A 16,197-nucleotide genomic window follows, 5' to 3' on the forward strand; every position below is an offset into this window, starting at 1 on the left:
CACGATCCGGTTCGCAATCGACTTCATGAAGAGCGTCCTCGCTATGGCCTGTTTCGGGCGCAAGATTTTTGGTTGGCGGCTCACCCCAACGGACCGGCGAGAGCCAGTTAGCGGGGCGCAATATCTGTTGTCGAAAGCGCTTATCACCGAACCGGACCGTCGGCGCTGACGAAGAGTAAAATTGATCTGGAACGCTTAAAAATATGTAAAACTAAAAGTACACTGCCTCTTATCGACCACGTAAATCAGATGGGCGTCCGAAATGATTTGCTGCTTTATTCAAGTCTCAAGAGTGATGCCATCAGTGTCTATTGCCTTTTTAGCAGATTTATCCCAATTTTATCGGATGTTACCTTATGTAAAAAATTATCAAATCTTATATTCCGCCGGTCGGTTGCCGACCAGAGCTATCGGTGTCCGCAATTTTTGCGTAACCGAGAACCGTAGATCATGATTGGTTTGACGGAATGAACCGCGCATTTTATGTCGGCTTGGATCGCGGCCTGGAACCATCTCAACGTGCCAAATCGCAACCTCATCGATCTGACGCTCAAACGTCGGACGCAGGTTTCCCGCTCTGTCGTCATCACCTCGGGGGTTACCGCCGAGCACGTCGCGACGAGTGCTCCTGTCGATTATGAATTCAGCGTCAGCCCCGATACGCACTACCTCGCGCTGCACGACCTTGTCTTGAGCGCCGGTAGTATGAGGGTCAACGGTGAGAAGCGGGTGCAATGCCGCGACTTGAGACAAACATTGACGTTTTTGCCAGCGGGATCGTCGGTTGACGGGTGGTGCAAACCCATTGACCGTTCGCAAGCTTTTACTGCGCTGTATATCGACCCAGTGTCTGTCCCTGAGACGGTCCGTTGCCTTAAATCATGGTCGCACCCGCAGGTGCATTTTAAGTCGCCAACTTTGCTCCAAACGGCAAGTCGCCTGAGCGAGGTCGTTCAGGGATCGCTTCCGTTCAAGGAGCTATTGGTCGACGCTCTGAGCCAGCTTGCAATCGCCGAATTGGCTCTTTTGCAGTTTGGACCGACGAGGTCCGATGGACCTGATCGCAAGCTCGACTCCAAAGAGCTGCAGCGCATCGAGCGGTACCTGCACGAGAACGTCGCCAACGAAATTGGACTGAGTGAAATGGCCGGCGTAGTCGGCATGAGCAAGTTTCATTTCATCAGGTGCTATCGCGCCGCCACGGGTCGAACACCTTACCGTTCACTGCTGGACCTTCGGTGCGATGTTGCGCTGCGTGAACTGACTGCTGGCAAGTGCCCGGGGGACGCCGCCGCCCTCGCGGGCTTCGATGGCGCGGCACAGATGGCCCGAACTTTACGCAGCGCACGGGGCATCGCACTCCGCGATATCACGGCGAGGGCGAGTGGTACTAAATCATAACCCATTGTTTATTTGAAGGTAATTCAACGGAACGACAGGAGGTAAGCCTCTTCTCCCGCCCAGCAGCTGGCCTTACTCAGATCGGCTATGGGCAGAAGCGTGGGACGCCCGCCCAGGCGAGATGCACCACTTCCTGACGTTGGGCAGATGCCCGGAACCTGACATTCGTGATCGGGTATTGGAAGGCGCAACTCCTGGTCTATAGCCAGACCGCACGACCGCCGAGATAGGTTTCGCCGATGGCATTGACTTCAACCGAGCTTCACGTTTGCCGAGCGATCAGCAAGCCCGACTGCTCCAGATCAAGGCGCCTTCCGTTGGGATAGGCCAATCTCCTTGAGACGAGGCCGTTTCGGTTTCGTTGAAAGGGGACGGCTATGGCAACATCAAGCCTCTACGCGTCCACCATCCTGTTTGGCGGCGCGCTGGCGCTTTCATGGTTCACCCATGGCACAGGAACCGTGGTCAACGATGCGAAGAAACACATCAATGTTCCAACGACGCTGACCGTCCCGCTGCAGGTGCAGGCTGCCTACAACGGGACAGACGTCTATTTCCGCTATCGTTGGCCGGCGCCCAATGCCGGCATCTTCCACGACATGCTGCGCTTCACCGGTGGCAAATGGGAGGTCCGCGGCAATGCCGTGCCCGGCTCGCAGCGGGATGGACTCCATGAAGATCGCGTCTCGATGATGCTCGATGACGGGGCGGTTCCGGAATTCGGCCGCTATGGCGGCTACATCGCGATCGGCGACAAGCTTGCCGGCTTCACCGAAGAGGCAGATGCCAAGGCGCTGAAGGATCACCCCTATCTGGGCAAGAAACTGGGGCTGGACGAGCCGACCAAATATCTGCCCGCAACGCGCAGCAACCAGAACGACTGGGCTTCCACCGTTCCGGAGGCCGAGCAGGCGAAACTGCAATCGGCGGGCTATTTTCTGGATCTCTGGCACTGGCGCGCGGCACGGTCCAACCCCGTCGGCTATGCCGACGACCAGTTCATCACGGCGGGGCGCCTGAGCGATTCCGGGCGGGGCGCCTATTCCACCAATTGGGACGGCGACAAGAAGCAGCCCCGCGTGATGTTCGATCCCGCCAAATCCGGTGGGATGAAAGCGCTCAAATGGGACGATGTCATCGCCGGCAAGATCGCCCAGGGCGCCGTCCATGGGCTGAGCGAAGAGGTGTCGGCCCCCTTCGATGCCAATGCTGCCTGGCAGGAAGGCGATACCATTCCGCGCCGCATGCTGAGGGCGCCGCAAGCCTCGCGCGCCGATATCGCCGTGGCCGGCAAAGCCCTCTGGGCGGACGGGTTCTGGGAGGTGACTCTCAGGCGCAGGATGAACACAGAGAAGCCGTTGGAGGACAAGATCATCCGGGATGGCGGCGCCTATCAGGCGGCGTTCGCCATCCATCGGCAGGCCACCGGCGGGCGCTGGCACTATGTCTCGCTGCCGATCTCGGTCGGGTTCGGGCGGCCGGGCGATGTGGTGGCCGCGGCCTTCACGGGTGATGCGCCGGAGTGGAAGCAGGCGGCCAAGCAGGTCACCTTGTTCTACCCGGGCCAGGTCAGCTGGCCGCATCTGAACAGCCGGACACATGGCGGTGCAGACAGCATCGGCAAGGGCATTCCGGTCAAGGCACGTCATAGCGAGGAACAGCTCGCCCATTACGGCATCGAAGCCGAGTTCGCTGAACCGATCCGCCGCCAGTGGTTCCTGACCCTCTTTGCGGGGTTCGGCCTCATCGCGGCGTTCGGATTTGCGCTGCTGAAATCCATTCCGAAACGGGAGGCCTGATCATGGCCGGCTATCACGTCGTTCTGGTTCACTTCCCGACGGCTCTGTGGATGACCGCGGCTCTGGCCATCATCTACCGCGCCTTGTTTGACGGCCCGGTCGCCCAGGCCATCGACAAAGCCCTGGTGCCGCTCTTGTCGATCGCTCTGGTCTTCGGGGTTTCGGCTTATGCCGTCGGCCTGTTCGTCTGGCCGTTCGAGGCAATTAGCGGCTCTCCGCTTGGTCGCAATCATATGCTGCTCGCGACCTGGACGACCGCCTATTGGGCTCTGCTTCTGGTGCTGCGCTGGCGCCGCGGACAGGCCATCTGGCAGGGCACGATGCGTTTCGTCACGGCGGGGCTGGCGGTGATCGGCGCTGTGCTACTGGGGATCACCGGCACTCTCGGCGGACATCTGATCGGGGTCTACACGGATGTCTCGCAGGTGCTGCGCAAGATGGGTTGGGAGGTCTACACGACCTTCTATGTGCCAAACCTGACTCTGGCCGCTCTCGGAGCCATCGCATTGGTGCTGGTCGTGATCGGCTATCGCGCCCGCGCCGTTCGCGCCTGACAAAGTCCCCCGCTGGCGGGCTTCGAGGAAGCTTTGATGTCTGACGCTATAGGGTCGTTTCGACTGTTGCGTCGCTGAGGACGAAAATCACATCCCTCCCCGTCGCTCGTGCGAAGGGGAGGGCTTTTTCCACTCCCATCACCAGGAAGGCCGTGGCCCAGGCATCGGCCTCCATGCATGTGTCCGCCAGCACCGTTACGGACGCCAGTTCGTTCTCCAGGGGCAGGCCGCTCCTGGGGTCCATCGTGTGCGATATCATTCGTGCGCCGATGTCGCGGTACTGCCGGTAGTTGCCCGAGGTCGCGACGGCGCGGTCCAAGAGCTCGATGACGCCCATCGCCTCGCGCACGTCCCGCGCCGGACGCTCGTGAGCGACGACCCAGGGCGCCCCGTCGGGTTTTGCTCCGCCGGCGCGCATTTCGCCGTCGATGCCGACCAGCCAGGCCGGGATTGAGAACTGGCGCATCACGCGCGCCATCTCGTCGACGCCAAATCCTTTGGCGATGCCCGACAGGTCGAGTGCGAGCGGCGCGTGCTTTCGCGCCCGCCGCAGGTGCGGATCGAGTTCGAGAGCCTCTGCCGTGATCGCCGGTTTCGGCACGACAGGGCCTCCCGGAGGGCTGTCGCCGGGCGCCGGTCTGGCCCCGAAGCCCCAGGCGCCGACGAGGTCGCCGACGCCGATGTCGAAGGCTCCCAGCGACTGCCGGCCGATCCGCAGGGCGGCCTGCAGGACGACCATCAATTCCGCGGGAACGGGCACCCAGACATGGACCGCCGCGTCATTGAGACGATTGAGGTCCGATTCGGGCTTCCAGGTCGACATCTGGCGATCGACCCGGTCCAGCGTTGCCTGCAGGGCGGCGGCGAGCTTTGTCTCGTCGAGGCCTGCGGGGGCGAAGAAGACCGCCGAATAGCGCGTGCCCATCGTCGGCCCACTGAGGCTGCGGCGCTCCGCCGCTGGGATCTCAGTAGACATCTTCGAGGTAGAGCCCGCTCGCCTTCAGGGCGATCGTGCTCAGGCCCATCGGCGCCAGGATCGCGTCGAGCGCCTGGGAGACGCCGCCGGCCATCTCACGCCCGCCACAGACCATGATCTGGGCGCCGCGCTGCAGCAGCGCAGCCAGATGCTGCGCATCGCTCGCCAGCCTGTCCTGCACATAGCCGCCCGCTGCGACGCGCGAGAAAACGGCGTTCAGCGCGGTCAGGCGCCCGTCGGCCATGCAGGAGGCGAGGTCCTCGCGGTAGAGGAAGTCGGAGGCCGGGGAACGCCCGCCCCAATAGAGATGCGCCTCGCGATGCGAGCGGTTGGCGCGCAGGAAACCCATCAGCGGTGCGATGCCGGCCCCAGCGCCGATCAGGATCAGCGGGGTCGCCTTGGCATTGGGCCGGAAGGCCGGGTTGGCCTTGATGAAGCCGTCGATCCGGCCGCCGAGCGGCAGGTCGTTGAGGAAGCCCGAGCAGAGCCCGCCGGGCTGCTTGCGCACGCAGATCTCGAGGATGCCCTCGCGCGCCGAGGAGGCGAGCGAATAATATCGCGGCACGGTGCTGCCGGGCGGGAGGATGCCGACGAGGTCGCCGGCCTCGAAGGGCGGCAGCGAGGCCGGGAACAGGCGCCTCCAGACCGAGAGCCCGGCCGCGGCTCCCGGCAGGCTGAAGGTCAGGATGGCGGTCGGCGCCTGGACCTCGGCGCCGTAATCCACGCGCTTCACCAGTTCGAGCGTCGTGGTCTTCGGCCGCGCCGCGACATGGGCTAGCGTGAGGGTGTGCCCGAGCACCATCCCCAGCTTGTCGCCCCAGAGGGCAAATGACTGGGCCGACTGGCGGTCGATGCGGTCGATCTCGATCAGAGCCGGCCAACCCTTCTTGGCCAGGGCTGCGCCGACATCCTCGGCGAAGCGGCAGAATCTCGGGAAGCTGCGGTCGCCGAAGCCGAGCACCGCGACGGGCAGCTTTAAGGCGCTGCGGTCGAGCCTCGCCAGGAAGCCGCTGGCGCTCGCGGGCGCAGTGCCGTCGCCATAGGTCGCGGTCAGGATCAACATCCGCGCGGCTTTCGGATAGGCGGGTGCCAGCGCGTTCATCGGGGCCGCGTGGACCTTGTGTCCGGCCTGCGTCAGCGCGGCATGCAGCGTCCTGGCGAAGCTCCAGGTGCTGTTGCCCTCGCTGCCGACGAGAATGATCGTGTCTGCCACAGAGGCCGGGCTCTTGTCGGCGATCCGTGGCAGCGACCGGCGACGCTGCCACCAGATCATCGCGCCAGTGACCGCAAAGACCGGCGCCGCCAGAGCAGATAGCCCCAGCAGCAGGCCTAGCGGCCACAGGCCCTGCCCCGTGTGGAGCATGTAGATCATCTCGTAGAGCTGCCGGGCGGTCGAATGGCGCTGGAAGGACAGCGCCTCGCCGGTGGCCGCATCGATCTGCGTGACGCCGGCTGCGGTCGTCAGCCGAAAGGTGTCGGTCGGGTCGGCCGCGTAAGGAAAAGCGAGTTCGCGAAGGTCGGCGAGATCGATCGCCTTCAGCGCCGCGAGGCTACCGACTGAGGCGCGCTCGCCGCCACTGCCGGACGCGGTCGCCACGGGATCGGCCGATCCGTCGGGGATCAACTCGAAACTGGTCAGCGACAGGAAACACCCCGTCATCGCGGTCAGCAGCAATCCGACGATGGCAAGGCGTCCGGCCTGCGCATGCCAGCGCTGGTGGGCGCTGCCGCGGATCGGCCGCAGCCAGGCCGACCAGCCGCCCTGGCGCGCCGCAAGCATCATCGCGCCGGTGACGGTGAGAACCACCATCGCCAGAGCGCCGAGACCCGCCGCGACGCGGCCAGCCGTGCCCAGCAGCAGCGAGCGGTGCAGGTTGGTGATGAAGCGGATGGTGGGTGATGGCGTATGGGGGGCGACGACCCGGCCCGTGGCGGGATCGAGCAGATCGGCGCCGGCCTTGTCGCCCTCGAAATAGCTGACTACGAGCGAGCCGGAGGCGGTTTTGACGATCTTGTCGATCTCGGCATGCTGCGCCCGGGCCGCCTCGGCTAGCGCCGCGACGCTGATCGTTCCCGTGACGACCGAAGGCGCTGCGAAGCGCTCCAGCGCCGGCTGGACCGACAGGACGGCACCGGTCAGCGCCAGCACGGCGACGAGCAGCGCGGCGACGAGGCCGGGCAGGGAGTGGATCTGGCGCAGCATGACGAGAATCCCTCCCGATCACATGTCGAAGGTCAGGGACTTCACATAGCCGCGCCCAGCGACGGGCTTGCCCGCACCAGCCGTCGCCAGCGGCGCGACCGCGTCGCCCGGAACGTCGCTTTCGTTCTCGACAGCACTGTCGACGCGGATCTGGTAGCCAGCGTCGATCAGCGCATCGGCAATCTCGATGCTGACCGTGAGCGACTGTCCGCTGCCGACGCTGGCGCCGGTCGTGCCGTCGATCTTGCCGCCCGACAGCCTGTTCCAGGCGCTGAGATGCTTGTGATACTTGGCCTTGCCGCCGGCAATCCTGACCGTCTTGGCGAGCTTGCCCTGCGGATCGGTGATGTAGATCGCCAGATAGGCGCCGTCGCCGCCATAGGGCTTCAATGTTGTGGTGATCCGGACGGGCCGGGCCTCGGCGACGGCGCTGTGCGCGAGGACGCCGGCGAGACCGAGCGGGAGGGCGAGCGCCAGGGCGCGGGCGAGAGATCTCATGGCAACTCTCCAGATTGCAGAAGCGATGCGTGGAGAGATGCGCTGCGAAGCTGACAGCGACCTGAAGGCGACCGATAAAGGCTTCAGCCGGGTGTCGGCGTCGCGGCGGGGAGTTGCACCACCACCTCCAGACCGTCCAGCCGTCCGGAGGCGGGCGAGAGGAAGGCGATATTGCCGCCGACACCGTGCGAGATCGCCTGGACGATCGACAGGCCGAGCCCCGCCCCATCGGCTGTGGTCGCGCCCCGCAAAAAACGCTGCGTCATGGCCGCGAGAAGCTCTGGCGCCAGAACCGGTCCAGGACTGATGACGCTGAAGCATCCGTCACCGGTCAGAACAACGCGCACCGGCTGGCTGGCGTCGCCATGCTTGAGCGCATTCTCAATCAGGTTGCGCGCCAGGATCGCAAAGGCGTCCATATCCAAAGTCGAGACAAATTTGCCCGCCAGAGGTAGCGAGACCTCGACCGCGCCGTCAGCCGATAGATCGTGCAGGACGAGGCGCAGCGCCGGCACAAGGTCTTGCGGCGACTCCCCGATCAGGCTGGCGCCTTCGGCCCGGGCGAGCTGGAGCAGCTTTTCCGACAGGCGCGCCAGCCGCTTGAGCGCGCTCTCGATCTCGACGGTTCGGGCGCGGGCTGGGCCTTCGGGCAGCTCTGCCCTGAGACGCTGCGCCTGCGCCAGGGCGGCCGCCACCGGCGTTCGCAGTTCATGGGCGCTATTGGCGGTGAAGCTGCGCTCGGCGTCGAGTGCCCGGCGCACCCGTGCCATGAGAGCGTTTAAAGCTTCCGCTACCGGCGCGATCTCCGTTGGGAGATGTGCGCCGGACACCGGCTCCAGATGCCCGCTGCCACGCGCCTCGATTTCGTGCCTGAAGGCCGCGACGGGGCGCAAGGTGACAGCAACCAGAAACCAGGGTCCCGCGATCCCGAGCGGCAAAAGCAGGATCAGCGGCCAAGCCATCACCGCAATGGCATCGCGGACAGCCTTCTGTCGGTGGCCGGGGCGCTCGGCGGCTGTAATGACGATCGTGCCGCTGACCGCGACCTCGGTGTAGAGCCGCGAATTCGGTCCGTCGCTGAAGCCATGTGCCGGGTTGGCTGGGAACTGCGAGAGGTTCGCATCATGGGACTGGAGCAGGCTGCGACCCTGAGCGTCGCGCACGATGTACGTGATGTACTCGCGATGCGCACCGACAGAAGCGACCTGCTGGGGACCGGCCACCGCGTCCGCCTCGCGGCTGATGATCTCGGTGTAGGCCAAGGGAAGAATGCGTTGCACCACCTCCTGCAAGGCGCTGTCGAAGACCTCGTCGATCTCATGGCGAAGAAGCAGGCCTGCGGCCGCGGTCGCCAAGAGCCACAGCGCCATGACCCCGCCCGTCAACGCCAGCGCGAGCCGACGCTGCAGGCTGCCCTTGGGCGGCCAGCCGATGCGCGTCACGGCGGGCTCTTTCCCGTTCCTGCCATGGCGGTGGTGCCCAGCCGGTACCCCATGCCACGTACCGTCTCGATCACCTCAGCGCCGAGCTTCTTGCGCAGGCGCCCGACATAGACCTCGATCGTGTTGCTCTCGACTTCGGAGTCGAAGTTGTAAAGCCGCTCTTCGAGCTGCGACTTGGAGAGCAGCATGGTCGGGCGCTGGATGAAAGCGTCGAACAGGGCCCATTCGCGCGCAGTCAGCGAGATGGAACAGCCGTCCCGGACGATGCTGCGCGCCGCCAGATCCAGCGTCAGCCTCCCGATCTGCAGCAGCGGGTTGGGGTTGCCGCCATAGCGGCGGGCAACCGCGCTCAGTCGCGCCGACAGTTCCGCCAGATCGAACGGCTTGACCAGATAGTCGTCGGCACCGGCATTGAGTCCGGCGATCCGGTCGGAAACCTGGTCGCGCGCCGTCAGGATGATCACCGCGGTGGTGTCGCCGGCCTGTCGGCGGCCGCGCAGGAAATCGAGACCGCGGCCATCGGGCAGCATCAGATCGAGCAGGATCAGGTCGTAATGCGCCAGCCGGACAAACTCGCCGGCGTCCGCTAGCCGCTTCGCCCAATCGACGCCATGCCCGTCGGCGGCAATCTGGTCGCGCACGGCAGAGCCCAGGATCGGGTCATCCTCGACGAGTAGCACGCGCATGTCGGGGCAGCCTCCGGAACGGATCTCCCGCTTATGGCACGAAGCTGACAGGGGGCTGAACGCATTCGCGCCGGCCATTCAGGTGAGCGTCAGCTTGGCGTGATCGAAGGGGCTATCGCGTCCTTCGGGGAGGAGACATCCCATGAAGCCCATCCTGTCCATTGCGGCGCTGACGATCCTCGTCGGCCTGGCCGCTCCCGCCCTCGCCAGCCAGCGCTGTTCGGCGCCCATGGCGGAATGGAAACCGCGCGAGATGCTGGTCGATAAGCTGCGCGCCGAAGGCTGGACTATCCGTCGGATCAAGACCGACGACGGCTGCTACAAGGTCCGCGCCGTCGATGCCGAGGGGCGCCGCGTCAAGGCGAAGTTCGATCCTGCCACGCTGGAACGCGTCACGCGCGACGGCGACGACGACTGACGTCTCACTGACAGCTCTCATCGAACGAGCGCCGCATCGGACAAGACAGGTCGTCTTGGCCCATGGTGCCCGCCGGGACGGCTCCCGCCTCCGACAAACCCGAAGGACCGAGGCCATGCACCCGCTCCACCGCGAAAATCATCTGGTCGAACGGATCGGCTGGCTTCGGGCCGCCGTGCTCGGCGCAAATGACGGTATCATCTCGACAGCGAGCCTCGTCGTCGGCGTTGCGGCCGCCGCCAAGATCGCCGACGAGGTCATGGTTGCAGGCGTGGCCGGACTCGTTGCAGGTGCCATGTCGATGGCGGCGGGCGAATATGTCTCGGTCAGTTCGCAATCCGACACCGAGCAGGCCGACATGGCCCGCGAGCGTCGCGAACTCACCGAACAGCCCGAGGCCGAACTCGCGGAATTGACGCAGATCTATGTCGGTCGCGGCGTCGAGCCGGGTTTGGCCAGGCAGGTCGCCGAGCAGATGACGGCGAAGGACGCCTTTGCGGCGCATGCGCGCGACGAGCTGGGCCTGGCCGGTCACAGCATCGCGCGGCCCGTCCAGGCGGCGCTGACATCGGCTGCCACCTTCGCGGTCGGCGCCGCCATTCCCCTAGCGATCGCCGTCATGGCTCCGGCCACTTCGATCAGCTGGGCTGTTTCGGGCGGCTCGCTGATCTGTCTTGCCTTGCTGGGCGCGCTTGGCGCTCGCATCGGCGGCGCCGACATGGTCAAGCCGACGATCCGCGTGACGTTCTGGGGAGCCTTCGCCATGGCCGCGACCTGGGGGATCGGCGCCCTTGTGGGGCATGCGGTCTAACTCAAAGGCGCGGCCTGGCCGTTTCCAGAAACTCCCTTTCACGGAAACCAGCACGCCCATCTCAGGCGATTTCGTCATAACCCGCCAGAACGCGCATTTTCCGCTGATCGAGAAGGACCACGCTGTGGTCATGGAACGTCATCAGATCTAGCTCGCGAAGCTGTCTGAGCACCCGATTGATATGGATTGCACTGAGGCCAAGGGCATCGGCGAGATCGTTCTGTGTCAACGGGCACTCGAATGTGTTTCCGCTCGCCAGCCCGACAAGACGAAGCCGCTCGCCCAGCTCAATGAAGAAATGCGCGGTTCTTTCAAGGGCGGTCCGGCGCCCGATGCTCGCAAGGTGATCAACAGTGATCGCTTCGTCGCGCGACACCGACCATAGGATCGCGGCGCCCAAGCGCGGGAACTCGTTGAACATCTGCATGATGCGGCTCGACTCGATGCGACTGACGACCGCGTCCGTCAAGCTGCTGAAGGCATGGTCGGAGGTCCGCAGCAGCACGCTCCTCATCCCGATGCAATCGCCCGGGAGGGGAAAGGTGATGATCTGCCGTGCCCCATCATGGAGGACTTTGAAGCTGCATCCCCAGCCGGAGTGCAGGACATAGCCGAAATGGCGCTCGTCGCCCTGACGGACGAGTTCGACACCGCGTTCGACCGCGAACGGTGCTGCCAAGAGATCATTCAGGCATGCGCTTTCGCGCTCGCTCAACGGCATGAAGGCCGCCAGCTTCTTTGCCAAATGACTGGATGCCGCTTTCATCGCCCGGGTTGTTTCCTGGAATACTCTGCGACCTGTGAGGGACTGGACCAATGCCTGTGAAGCCGGGGGGCGTTTTCGCAGCTTGATCTGATATCGCCCAAATTGAATCTCGCGTGGCTAATCCAAGTTAGCCCCTCTTCTCAGATTCCGGCCTAGCGTTGGTTCTTAAGCGGCGGGCCTCGCCCCGGCCGCATCGAGAGAACAACACCATGTCCAAGATTCTCGATCCGCGCGGCGGAGCGGCCGGCTTGGCCGCTCTGTCGATCTGCGAGTCCTTGATCCTCGCAATGGGTGATCTGAAGATCATGGGCGAGCAGGATGCCATCGGCGTCGTCAAGGATGCGGCCGAGGCCCATCGCGGCAGCGGCGCAACTGAAGATGAGCGTTCGCTGCACGGTGAGGTCGCGGCCATTCTCGATCAGATCATCGCGGGCGGAAACTCGATCAGGAGGCGTTGAATCGCCGAACCGCTCAGGTTCGGATCGCGCTCTAGGTCGAATGACGTGACCGACTTGGTCCGCCACGATTTGTTGGAGTTCAAGGAGGGGACCTCACCATGCAGGATCAATCCCACGATCGCTTGCTGAGATCAACGCGGAGGGAGTCCGGCCCCGATCGGTGTCCTGATCCATATCCGGAGGGATTGGAGGTCACGACCTGCCTTCGCTCATCTGAGAACGCCGACGTGAGGCTGTTCCGCAAGATCGCTGCGCAGAACATCGAACGGCTGAGCGTGCTGCAAAATCAGGTGCTCGACCTGTTGTTGGCTGGTTATCCGAGTAAACATATCTCGGCCGAACTCAAGATCAGCCAGAGCAGCGTCGCGTATATTCGCAAGGCGATCGCGGGGCGGCTGGGGGCCTATTCGTTCGCAGAGATCGTCCACAGCGCGATCTGCGGACGCTGTACGATCGGCGCTCCGGAGACCGGCGATATTGTGTTGCCAAGCGTGGATGTGGCATCGGCGGAGCTGTCCTCGGAGGAGCTTGTCCGGTTCGACATGCGCGAAGTCAGCCATCGGCTCAAGAATTTCGCCGCTATCATCCAGTCGATCTGCCACCAGACCGCCCGCAGCACGACGTCCGTGGTCGCATTCGACAAGATCTTCTCTGCCCGTCTCTTGGCATTTTGCTCTTCGCTAGATGCGCTGGTCGCTGGGGACTGGTCGAACATGAGCATGAGGAAATTGATCGAGATGCAGCTTTCGCCGTTCGGGCTGCTCGATTGCGATCAGATCTCTGCATCCGGGCCTGATCTGGACCTCAAGCCAGCAGCCGCCCATGCCGTTGGCATGGCGCTGCACGAACTGGCGACGAACGCTGTCAAATACGGGTCCCTTTCGATAGCGGAAGGCCGCGTAACGATCGCCTGGCGGATGGAGACACTCGCCGAGACGGAGGATGTCGTCCTGTCCTGGCAGGAGTCGAACGGCCCGATGGTCGTCGAGCCGACCCACAAGAGCTTTGGTCTTCAGATTATCCAGAAGCTCACCGCGCTTTCCCTCCACGGGACCGTGCGACACCAATTCCTGCCAGAAGGCGTTTTCTGGCAGCTCCGCTTCGATTCAAAATTTTTGACCAGCAGTCCTAGTCGAATCGAGGAGGCCCGCTATGAGCACCGGTGTTGAGAGGATCACGGATATTGGGCCGAAGCCCCAGACATTCGACATCGAACGCGCAACGAAAGAGAACCGGAACTATCGCTCAGTCGCATGGAGCGGTCGCTATCTGCAGGTGACGCTGATGTCGATCCCAGCCGGTGGCGATATAGGCCTTGAGGCGCATCCCGAGACCGATCAGTTCCTCCGTATCGACGCGGGGAAGGGCCGTGTGCAGATGGGGTCTGCAGAGGACAATCTCGACTTTGAGAGCGACGTCTCTGATGGTTGGTGCATCCTTGTCCCCGCCGGGACATGGCACAACGTCACCAATATTGGGACCGAACCGATGCAAGTCTACGCGATTTACGCACCTTCTCACCATGCGGCCGATAAGGTGCAGACGACAGTGGCAGCGGCGGAAGCCGACACAAACGACGATCCGCCCGCGTGGTCGGTTCAGCCGAAACACGCCGCAGATAAGCACGGGCAAGCCTGATCCGAAGACGATAGCGTGCAAGTTGCGGCAGACCCGCGCTCGAACTTGATGGGAGCATGTCCGCTCGCGTCCTCGGTCCATGCTTTTGAAAACACGTTGGCGCATCGGCTTCGCCAAGGATGCTCTACAGCCTCTTCACGCCGGCGCTGCGCCAGCAGGTGATCTTCGGAGGAAGCTCCGTGCTGCCCGCGCTATAATCCGAATTGGCGCCATGGCGCTTCAGAGTAGCACCCATTATCGACCTCTGGCCGGCCGCGATCTACCGGACGATGCGGCCGCCCGCATATTCGGCTTGGCCGCCCTTCCCGATATGGCTCGCGACAAGATCGCCGAGGACGACCATCGCACCTTCGGCTTCGTCAGCAACTAGCACCGCGTCGTTATCTACAGCGCCACCGTCGCGCTGATGGGCGGCTGGAAAAACGACGCTGACGTGCACGTCTAGGCGACGGGCTCGGGCAAGACGGCCTGCCGCACCGCGGCGACGATCCGCTCAGCGGGCGAAGGCTTCTCCAGCCAGCCGCCGGTCAGGAATACGGGATGGATCGTCTCATTCTTTTGCGAGCTGCCTGAGAACACGACGAACGGGATGCCGAGGTCGTTGAGGCGCCGCGCCACCAGATCGCTTGAGCCGTCGAGCAGATCCAAGTCCAGAAGGGCAACGTCGACGCGGTCGGCGACCAGCCAATCCATCGCGGCTGCGCAAGACGCCACTGTGGCCATGACGTCGAAACCGGCGTCTGTCAGGATGCCCTCGACGTCCATGGCGATGATCGCCTCGTCTTCGAGGATGAGGACGCGTGGCCCGCCGGTAGGCCCATCCATCTGCGTATTCCGGTAGCACTTCACGGCTCGAAGCCGCTCATCAAAAAAGATCCTAGCCCTATTCGCACCTGCGTAGGGGATTTGTTTCGTTTTTCGTGAAACCATTCCATTCGTGATAGGTTCTTGATGGTTACACCGTCCGAAAGCGCTCCATGGCCAAGCCTGTCGTCCTTGTCGTCGAAGACGAGCCCATCATTAGGATGAACGCCGTCTCCATCATCGAGGACGCCGGTTTCGACGTCATCGAGGCGACGAATGCCGACGAGGCCATTTTGTTCCTTGAGACGCGTCCTGATATCTCGATCGTCTTCACGGATATCGAGATGCCCGGCTCCATGGACGGCCTCAAGCTCGCGCATGCAATACGCAATCGCTGGCCGCCGGTCGTCCTGATCATCGCGTCAGGCCGCGTTACGCCCGGTCCCGACGAGATGCCGACCGAAACCATATTCCTCCGCAAACCCTACAGCGAGGCGACCGTCGCCAAGGCGCTTCGGAAGGCGGCCTAATTCGCCAGTTTCGCGACCTTGACGGTGAGCGTTACGATGAGCCCTGCCGGTTCCCATGCGTAGTCGATCGCGCCGCTGAGCTGTCCTGTGACGCCGCGGGCAACGAGCCGGCTGCCATAGCCGCTAGCTTTCGCAGGCTCGACGCTGGGGCCGCCCCGCTCCATCCAGACGATTTTGATGTCGTCGCCTTCCAGCGTGCCGGAAACGTCCAGCGTCCCTTCGTCGGACGACAAAGCTCCGTACTTCACGGAGTTGGTCGCCAGTTCGTGGATGACCAGGGCGAGCGTCGTCGCGGCGCCCTCGCCGACGCCCATGCGCGGCACGGCGACACGGATGCGGCCGCTGAAGGCGCCCATATCCTCATATGGAGATAGCAAAATGGACAACAGGTCGCCGAGCAGCGCCGCTGTGCCCTGGTGACCGGGCAGCGGCCGAACCAGGTCGTGGGCCCTGCCCAGGGACGTCAGCCGGTTGGTGAGGTCCTTTGCCATCTCGGCCGCCGTGGTCGAGGACCGGGAAGCGATCTGTGTCAGGCCCGACGCGATCGCCAACAGGTTCTTGACGCGATGGCTCATTTCGCCGGCGAGGAGCTCATGGCCCTCCTCGGCCTGCTTGCGACCGGTTACGTCAAGGAAGATCCCATACATGTAACCCTTGTGCATGCCGGAATCGTTGCCAAGCCCACGTGCGGAAATCCAACGGATGTCGTCGCCGATCATGATGCGGAAGTCGATTTCGTAGGCGCCCTCAATTGCCACGCGTCGCAGTGAACGCGGCACGGACACGGTCGCGATCGGCGGGGTGGATGCGTGCCGACAGGTCCTCGAACATGAGGTCCTGGGTTGGCTCGACGGCCCACATCTCGAAGCCCTGCTCGTCCATGACGAACGTGTCCTCTTCGATGTTCCACGACCACAGCGCGACGCCCGCTGCCTGGATGGCGCGGCGCAGGCTGTCGGGTGTCCAATGGCTAAACGGCAAGGCAGGCCCCGATCGCTGATTTACGCATTTGACCCGGACACTACACGCGATCGAGGCAGCCTCCATGCGCTTTGCGCATCAGCGCGTTAGCATCCCGTCGCGGTCCAAGCTCTGTCGATCACCTTAAGGCAATCGACGTACATGGACGCAGACACTTCCGGGTCCGCGTTGGGCCAACTTCTGCTGATTGACCCCCAGCCCAGACTGCTGCCGGGAAGCAGACTTTCGAGAC

17 protein-coding genes and 1 pseudogene are annotated in these 16,197 nt (G+C 63.7%); 10 read left to right on the plus strand and 8 right to left on the minus strand.

Annotation, left to right across the window (positions count from 1 at the left end):
• Positions 1 to 483: 483 nt before the first annotated feature.
• The 3 genes from IP69_RS17195 to IP69_RS17205 all read left to right on the plus strand — a co-directional run bounded on the left by IP69_RS17195 (position 484) and on the right by IP69_RS17205 (position 3,754).
• Positions 484 to 1,401: a helix-turn-helix domain-containing protein gene (locus IP69_RS17195; protein WP_054144066.1), complete on the plus strand. Its 918-nt coding sequence runs from the start codon at positions 484 to 486 to the stop codon at positions 1,399 to 1,401.
• A gap of 377 nt (positions 1,402 to 1,778) precedes the next feature.
• Complete coding sequence (locus IP69_RS17200; protein WP_082359427.1) at positions 1,779 to 3,200, plus strand: ethylbenzene dehydrogenase-related protein; 1,422 nt, start codon at positions 1,779 to 1,781, stop codon at positions 3,198 to 3,200.
• Positions 3,201 to 3,202: 2 nt separating this feature from the next.
• Positions 3,203 to 3,754 carry a hypothetical protein gene (locus IP69_RS17205; protein ID WP_054144067.1) on the plus strand — a complete coding sequence of 184 codons (552 nt, stop codon included), beginning with the start codon at positions 3,203 to 3,205 and terminating at the stop codon, positions 3,752 to 3,754.
• Positions 3,755 to 3,800: 46 nt separating this feature from the next.
• Here the strand turns inward: IP69_RS17205 and IP69_RS17210 are convergent, their stop codons facing one another.
• The 5 genes from IP69_RS17210 to IP69_RS17230 all read right to left on the minus strand — a co-directional run bounded on the left by IP69_RS17210 (position 3,801) and on the right by IP69_RS17230 (position 9,559).
• Positions 3,801 to 4,730: an FAD:protein FMN transferase gene (locus IP69_RS17210; RefSeq protein WP_082359428.1), complete on the minus strand. Its 930-nt coding sequence runs from the start codon at positions 4,728 to 4,730 to the stop codon at positions 3,801 to 3,803.
• Entirely contained in the window at positions 4,720 to 6,933 is a 2,214-nt protein-coding gene (locus IP69_RS17215; protein ID WP_054144069.1) for a PepSY domain-containing protein, read from the minus strand. The genes IP69_RS17210 and IP69_RS17215 overlap by 11 nt, the downstream gene beginning before the upstream one ends.
• A gap of 18 nt (positions 6,934 to 6,951) precedes the next feature.
• On the minus strand, positions 6,952 to 7,431 hold the full coding sequence (locus IP69_RS17220) for a DUF2271 domain-containing protein (RefSeq protein WP_054144070.1): 480 nt from the start codon (positions 7,429 to 7,431) through the stop codon (positions 6,952 to 6,954).
• Positions 7,432 to 7,514: 83 nt separating this feature from the next.
• A complete protein-coding gene (locus IP69_RS17225) occupies positions 7,515 to 8,873 on the minus strand; it encodes a HAMP domain-containing sensor histidine kinase (RefSeq protein WP_248306874.1) in 1,359 nt (452 codons plus the stop codon).
• Positions 8,870 to 9,559, minus strand: a complete 690-nt coding sequence (locus tag IP69_RS17230; RefSeq protein ID WP_054144071.1) for a response regulator transcription factor — start codon at positions 9,557 to 9,559, stop codon at positions 8,870 to 8,872. Before IP69_RS17230 ends, IP69_RS17225 begins: the two co-directional genes overlap by 4 nt.
• 142 nt (positions 9,560 to 9,701) lie before the next feature.
• Here IP69_RS17230 and IP69_RS17235 point away from each other — a divergent pair, with 142 nt between their 5' ends.
• Together IP69_RS17235 and IP69_RS17240 are read left to right on the plus strand one after the other, a co-directional pair.
• Positions 9,702 to 9,977, plus strand: a complete 276-nt coding sequence (locus IP69_RS17235; protein WP_054144072.1) for a PepSY domain-containing protein — start codon at positions 9,702 to 9,704, stop codon at positions 9,975 to 9,977.
• Between the two features lie 115 nt (positions 9,978 to 10,092).
• Positions 10,093 to 10,788, plus strand: coding sequence for a VIT family protein (locus tag IP69_RS17240; protein WP_054144073.1), 696 nt, complete (start codon positions 10,093 to 10,095; stop codon positions 10,786 to 10,788).
• Between the two features lie 61 nt (positions 10,789 to 10,849).
• Here IP69_RS17240 and IP69_RS17245 read toward each other — a convergent pair whose 3' ends face one another.
• Positions 10,850 to 11,554: a Crp/Fnr family transcriptional regulator gene (locus IP69_RS17245; RefSeq protein ID WP_054144074.1), complete on the minus strand. Its 705-nt coding sequence runs from the start codon at positions 11,552 to 11,554 to the stop codon at positions 10,850 to 10,852.
• Positions 11,555 to 11,763: 209 nt separating this feature from the next.
• On the opposite strand from IP69_RS17245, the gene IP69_RS17250 reads away from it, so the two are divergent.
• From IP69_RS17250 to IP69_RS21960, 4 genes are all read left to right on the plus strand, one after another.
• Positions 11,764 to 12,012, plus strand: coding sequence for a hypothetical protein (locus IP69_RS17250; protein WP_054144075.1), 249 nt, complete (start codon positions 11,764 to 11,766; stop codon positions 12,010 to 12,012).
• 227 nt (positions 12,013 to 12,239) lie between these two features.
• Complete coding sequence (locus tag IP69_RS17255; RefSeq protein ID WP_197279931.1) at positions 12,240 to 13,181, plus strand: HWE histidine kinase domain-containing protein; 942 nt, start codon at positions 12,240 to 12,242, stop codon at positions 13,179 to 13,181.
• The gene (locus tag IP69_RS17260) at positions 13,165 to 13,650 is read left to right on the plus strand and encodes a cupin domain-containing protein (RefSeq protein ID WP_054144077.1); all 486 of its coding nucleotides are present in this window, start codon (positions 13,165 to 13,167) and stop codon (positions 13,648 to 13,650) included. The genes IP69_RS17255 and IP69_RS17260 overlap by 17 nt, the downstream gene beginning before the upstream one ends.
• A gap of 211 nt (positions 13,651 to 13,861) precedes the next feature.
• Positions 13,862 to 14,020, plus strand: a complete 159-nt coding sequence (locus IP69_RS21960; protein WP_156323517.1) for a hypothetical protein — start codon at positions 13,862 to 13,864, stop codon at positions 14,018 to 14,020.
• A 71-nt stretch (positions 14,021 to 14,091) separates the two neighbouring features.
• On the opposite strand, the gene IP69_RS17265 is transcribed toward IP69_RS21960, so the two are convergent.
• Positions 14,092 to 14,580, minus strand: coding sequence for a response regulator (locus IP69_RS17265; protein ID WP_082359430.1), 489 nt, complete (start codon positions 14,578 to 14,580; stop codon positions 14,092 to 14,094).
• Positions 14,581 to 14,627: 47 nt separating this feature from the next.
• On the opposite strand from IP69_RS17265, the gene IP69_RS17270 reads away from it, so the two are divergent.
• On the plus strand, positions 14,628 to 14,984 hold the full coding sequence (locus IP69_RS17270; protein ID WP_054144079.1) for a response regulator: 357 nt from the start codon (positions 14,628 to 14,630) through the stop codon (positions 14,982 to 14,984).
• Here the strand turns inward: IP69_RS17270 and IP69_RS17275 are convergent.
• Positions 14,981 to 15,965, minus strand: a pseudogene (locus tag IP69_RS17275) (HWE histidine kinase domain-containing protein). The gene IP69_RS17270 and the pseudogene IP69_RS17275 sit on opposite strands and share 4 nt — an antisense overlap.
• Positions 15,966 to 16,197 lie beyond the last annotated feature (232 nt).

Origin of the sequence: Allobosea sp. AAP35 (genome assembly GCF_001295925.1) — a bacterium.
Lineage (GTDB): Bacteria > Pseudomonadota > Alphaproteobacteria > Rhizobiales > Beijerinckiaceae > Allobosea.

What these genes read in the sequence shown, in the direction of transcription:
- IP69_RS17195 (WP_054144066.1), top strand. Translation starts at nt 484, where the DNA reads ATGTCGGCTTGGATCGCGGCCTGGAACCATCTCAACGTGCCAAATCGC.
- IP69_RS17200 (WP_082359427.1), top strand. Translation starts at nt 1,779, where the DNA reads ATGGCAACATCAAGCCTCTACGCGTCCACCATCCTGTTTGGCGGCGCG.
- IP69_RS17205 (WP_054144067.1), top strand. Translation starts at nt 3,203, where the DNA reads ATGGCCGGCTATCACGTCGTTCTGGTTCACTTCCCGACGGCTCTGTGG.
- IP69_RS17210 (WP_082359428.1), bottom strand. Translation starts at nt 4,730, where the DNA reads ATGTCTACTGAGATCCCAGCGGCGGAGCGCCGCAGCCTCAGTGGGCCG.
- IP69_RS17215 (WP_054144069.1), bottom strand. Translation starts at nt 6,933, where the DNA reads ATGCTGCGCCAGATCCACTCCCTGCCCGGCCTCGTCGCCGCGCTGCTC.
- IP69_RS17220 (WP_054144070.1), bottom strand. Translation starts at nt 7,431, where the DNA reads ATGAGATCTCTCGCCCGCGCCCTGGCGCTCGCCCTCCCGCTCGGTCTC.
- IP69_RS17230 (WP_054144071.1), bottom strand. Translation starts at nt 9,559, where the DNA reads ATGCGCGTGCTACTCGTCGAGGATGACCCGATCCTGGGCTCTGCCGTG.
- IP69_RS17235 (WP_054144072.1), top strand. Translation starts at nt 9,702, where the DNA reads ATGAAGCCCATCCTGTCCATTGCGGCGCTGACGATCCTCGTCGGCCTG.
- IP69_RS17240 (WP_054144073.1), top strand. Translation starts at nt 10,093, where the DNA reads ATGCACCCGCTCCACCGCGAAAATCATCTGGTCGAACGGATCGGCTGG.
- IP69_RS17245 (WP_054144074.1), bottom strand. Translation starts at nt 11,554, where the DNA reads ATGAAAGCGGCATCCAGTCATTTGGCAAAGAAGCTGGCGGCCTTCATG.
- IP69_RS17250 (WP_054144075.1), top strand. Translation starts at nt 11,764, where the DNA reads ATGTCCAAGATTCTCGATCCGCGCGGCGGAGCGGCCGGCTTGGCCGCT.
- IP69_RS17260 (WP_054144077.1), top strand. Translation starts at nt 13,165, where the DNA reads ATGAGCACCGGTGTTGAGAGGATCACGGATATTGGGCCGAAGCCCCAG.
- IP69_RS21960 (WP_156323517.1), top strand. Translation starts at nt 13,862, where the DNA reads ATGGCGCTTCAGAGTAGCACCCATTATCGACCTCTGGCCGGCCGCGAT.
- IP69_RS17265 (WP_082359430.1), bottom strand. Translation starts at nt 14,580, where the DNA reads ATGGTTTCACGAAAAACGAAACAAATCCCCTACGCAGGTGCGAATAGG.
- IP69_RS17270 (WP_054144079.1), top strand. Translation starts at nt 14,628, where the DNA reads ATGGCCAAGCCTGTCGTCCTTGTCGTCGAAGACGAGCCCATCATTAGG.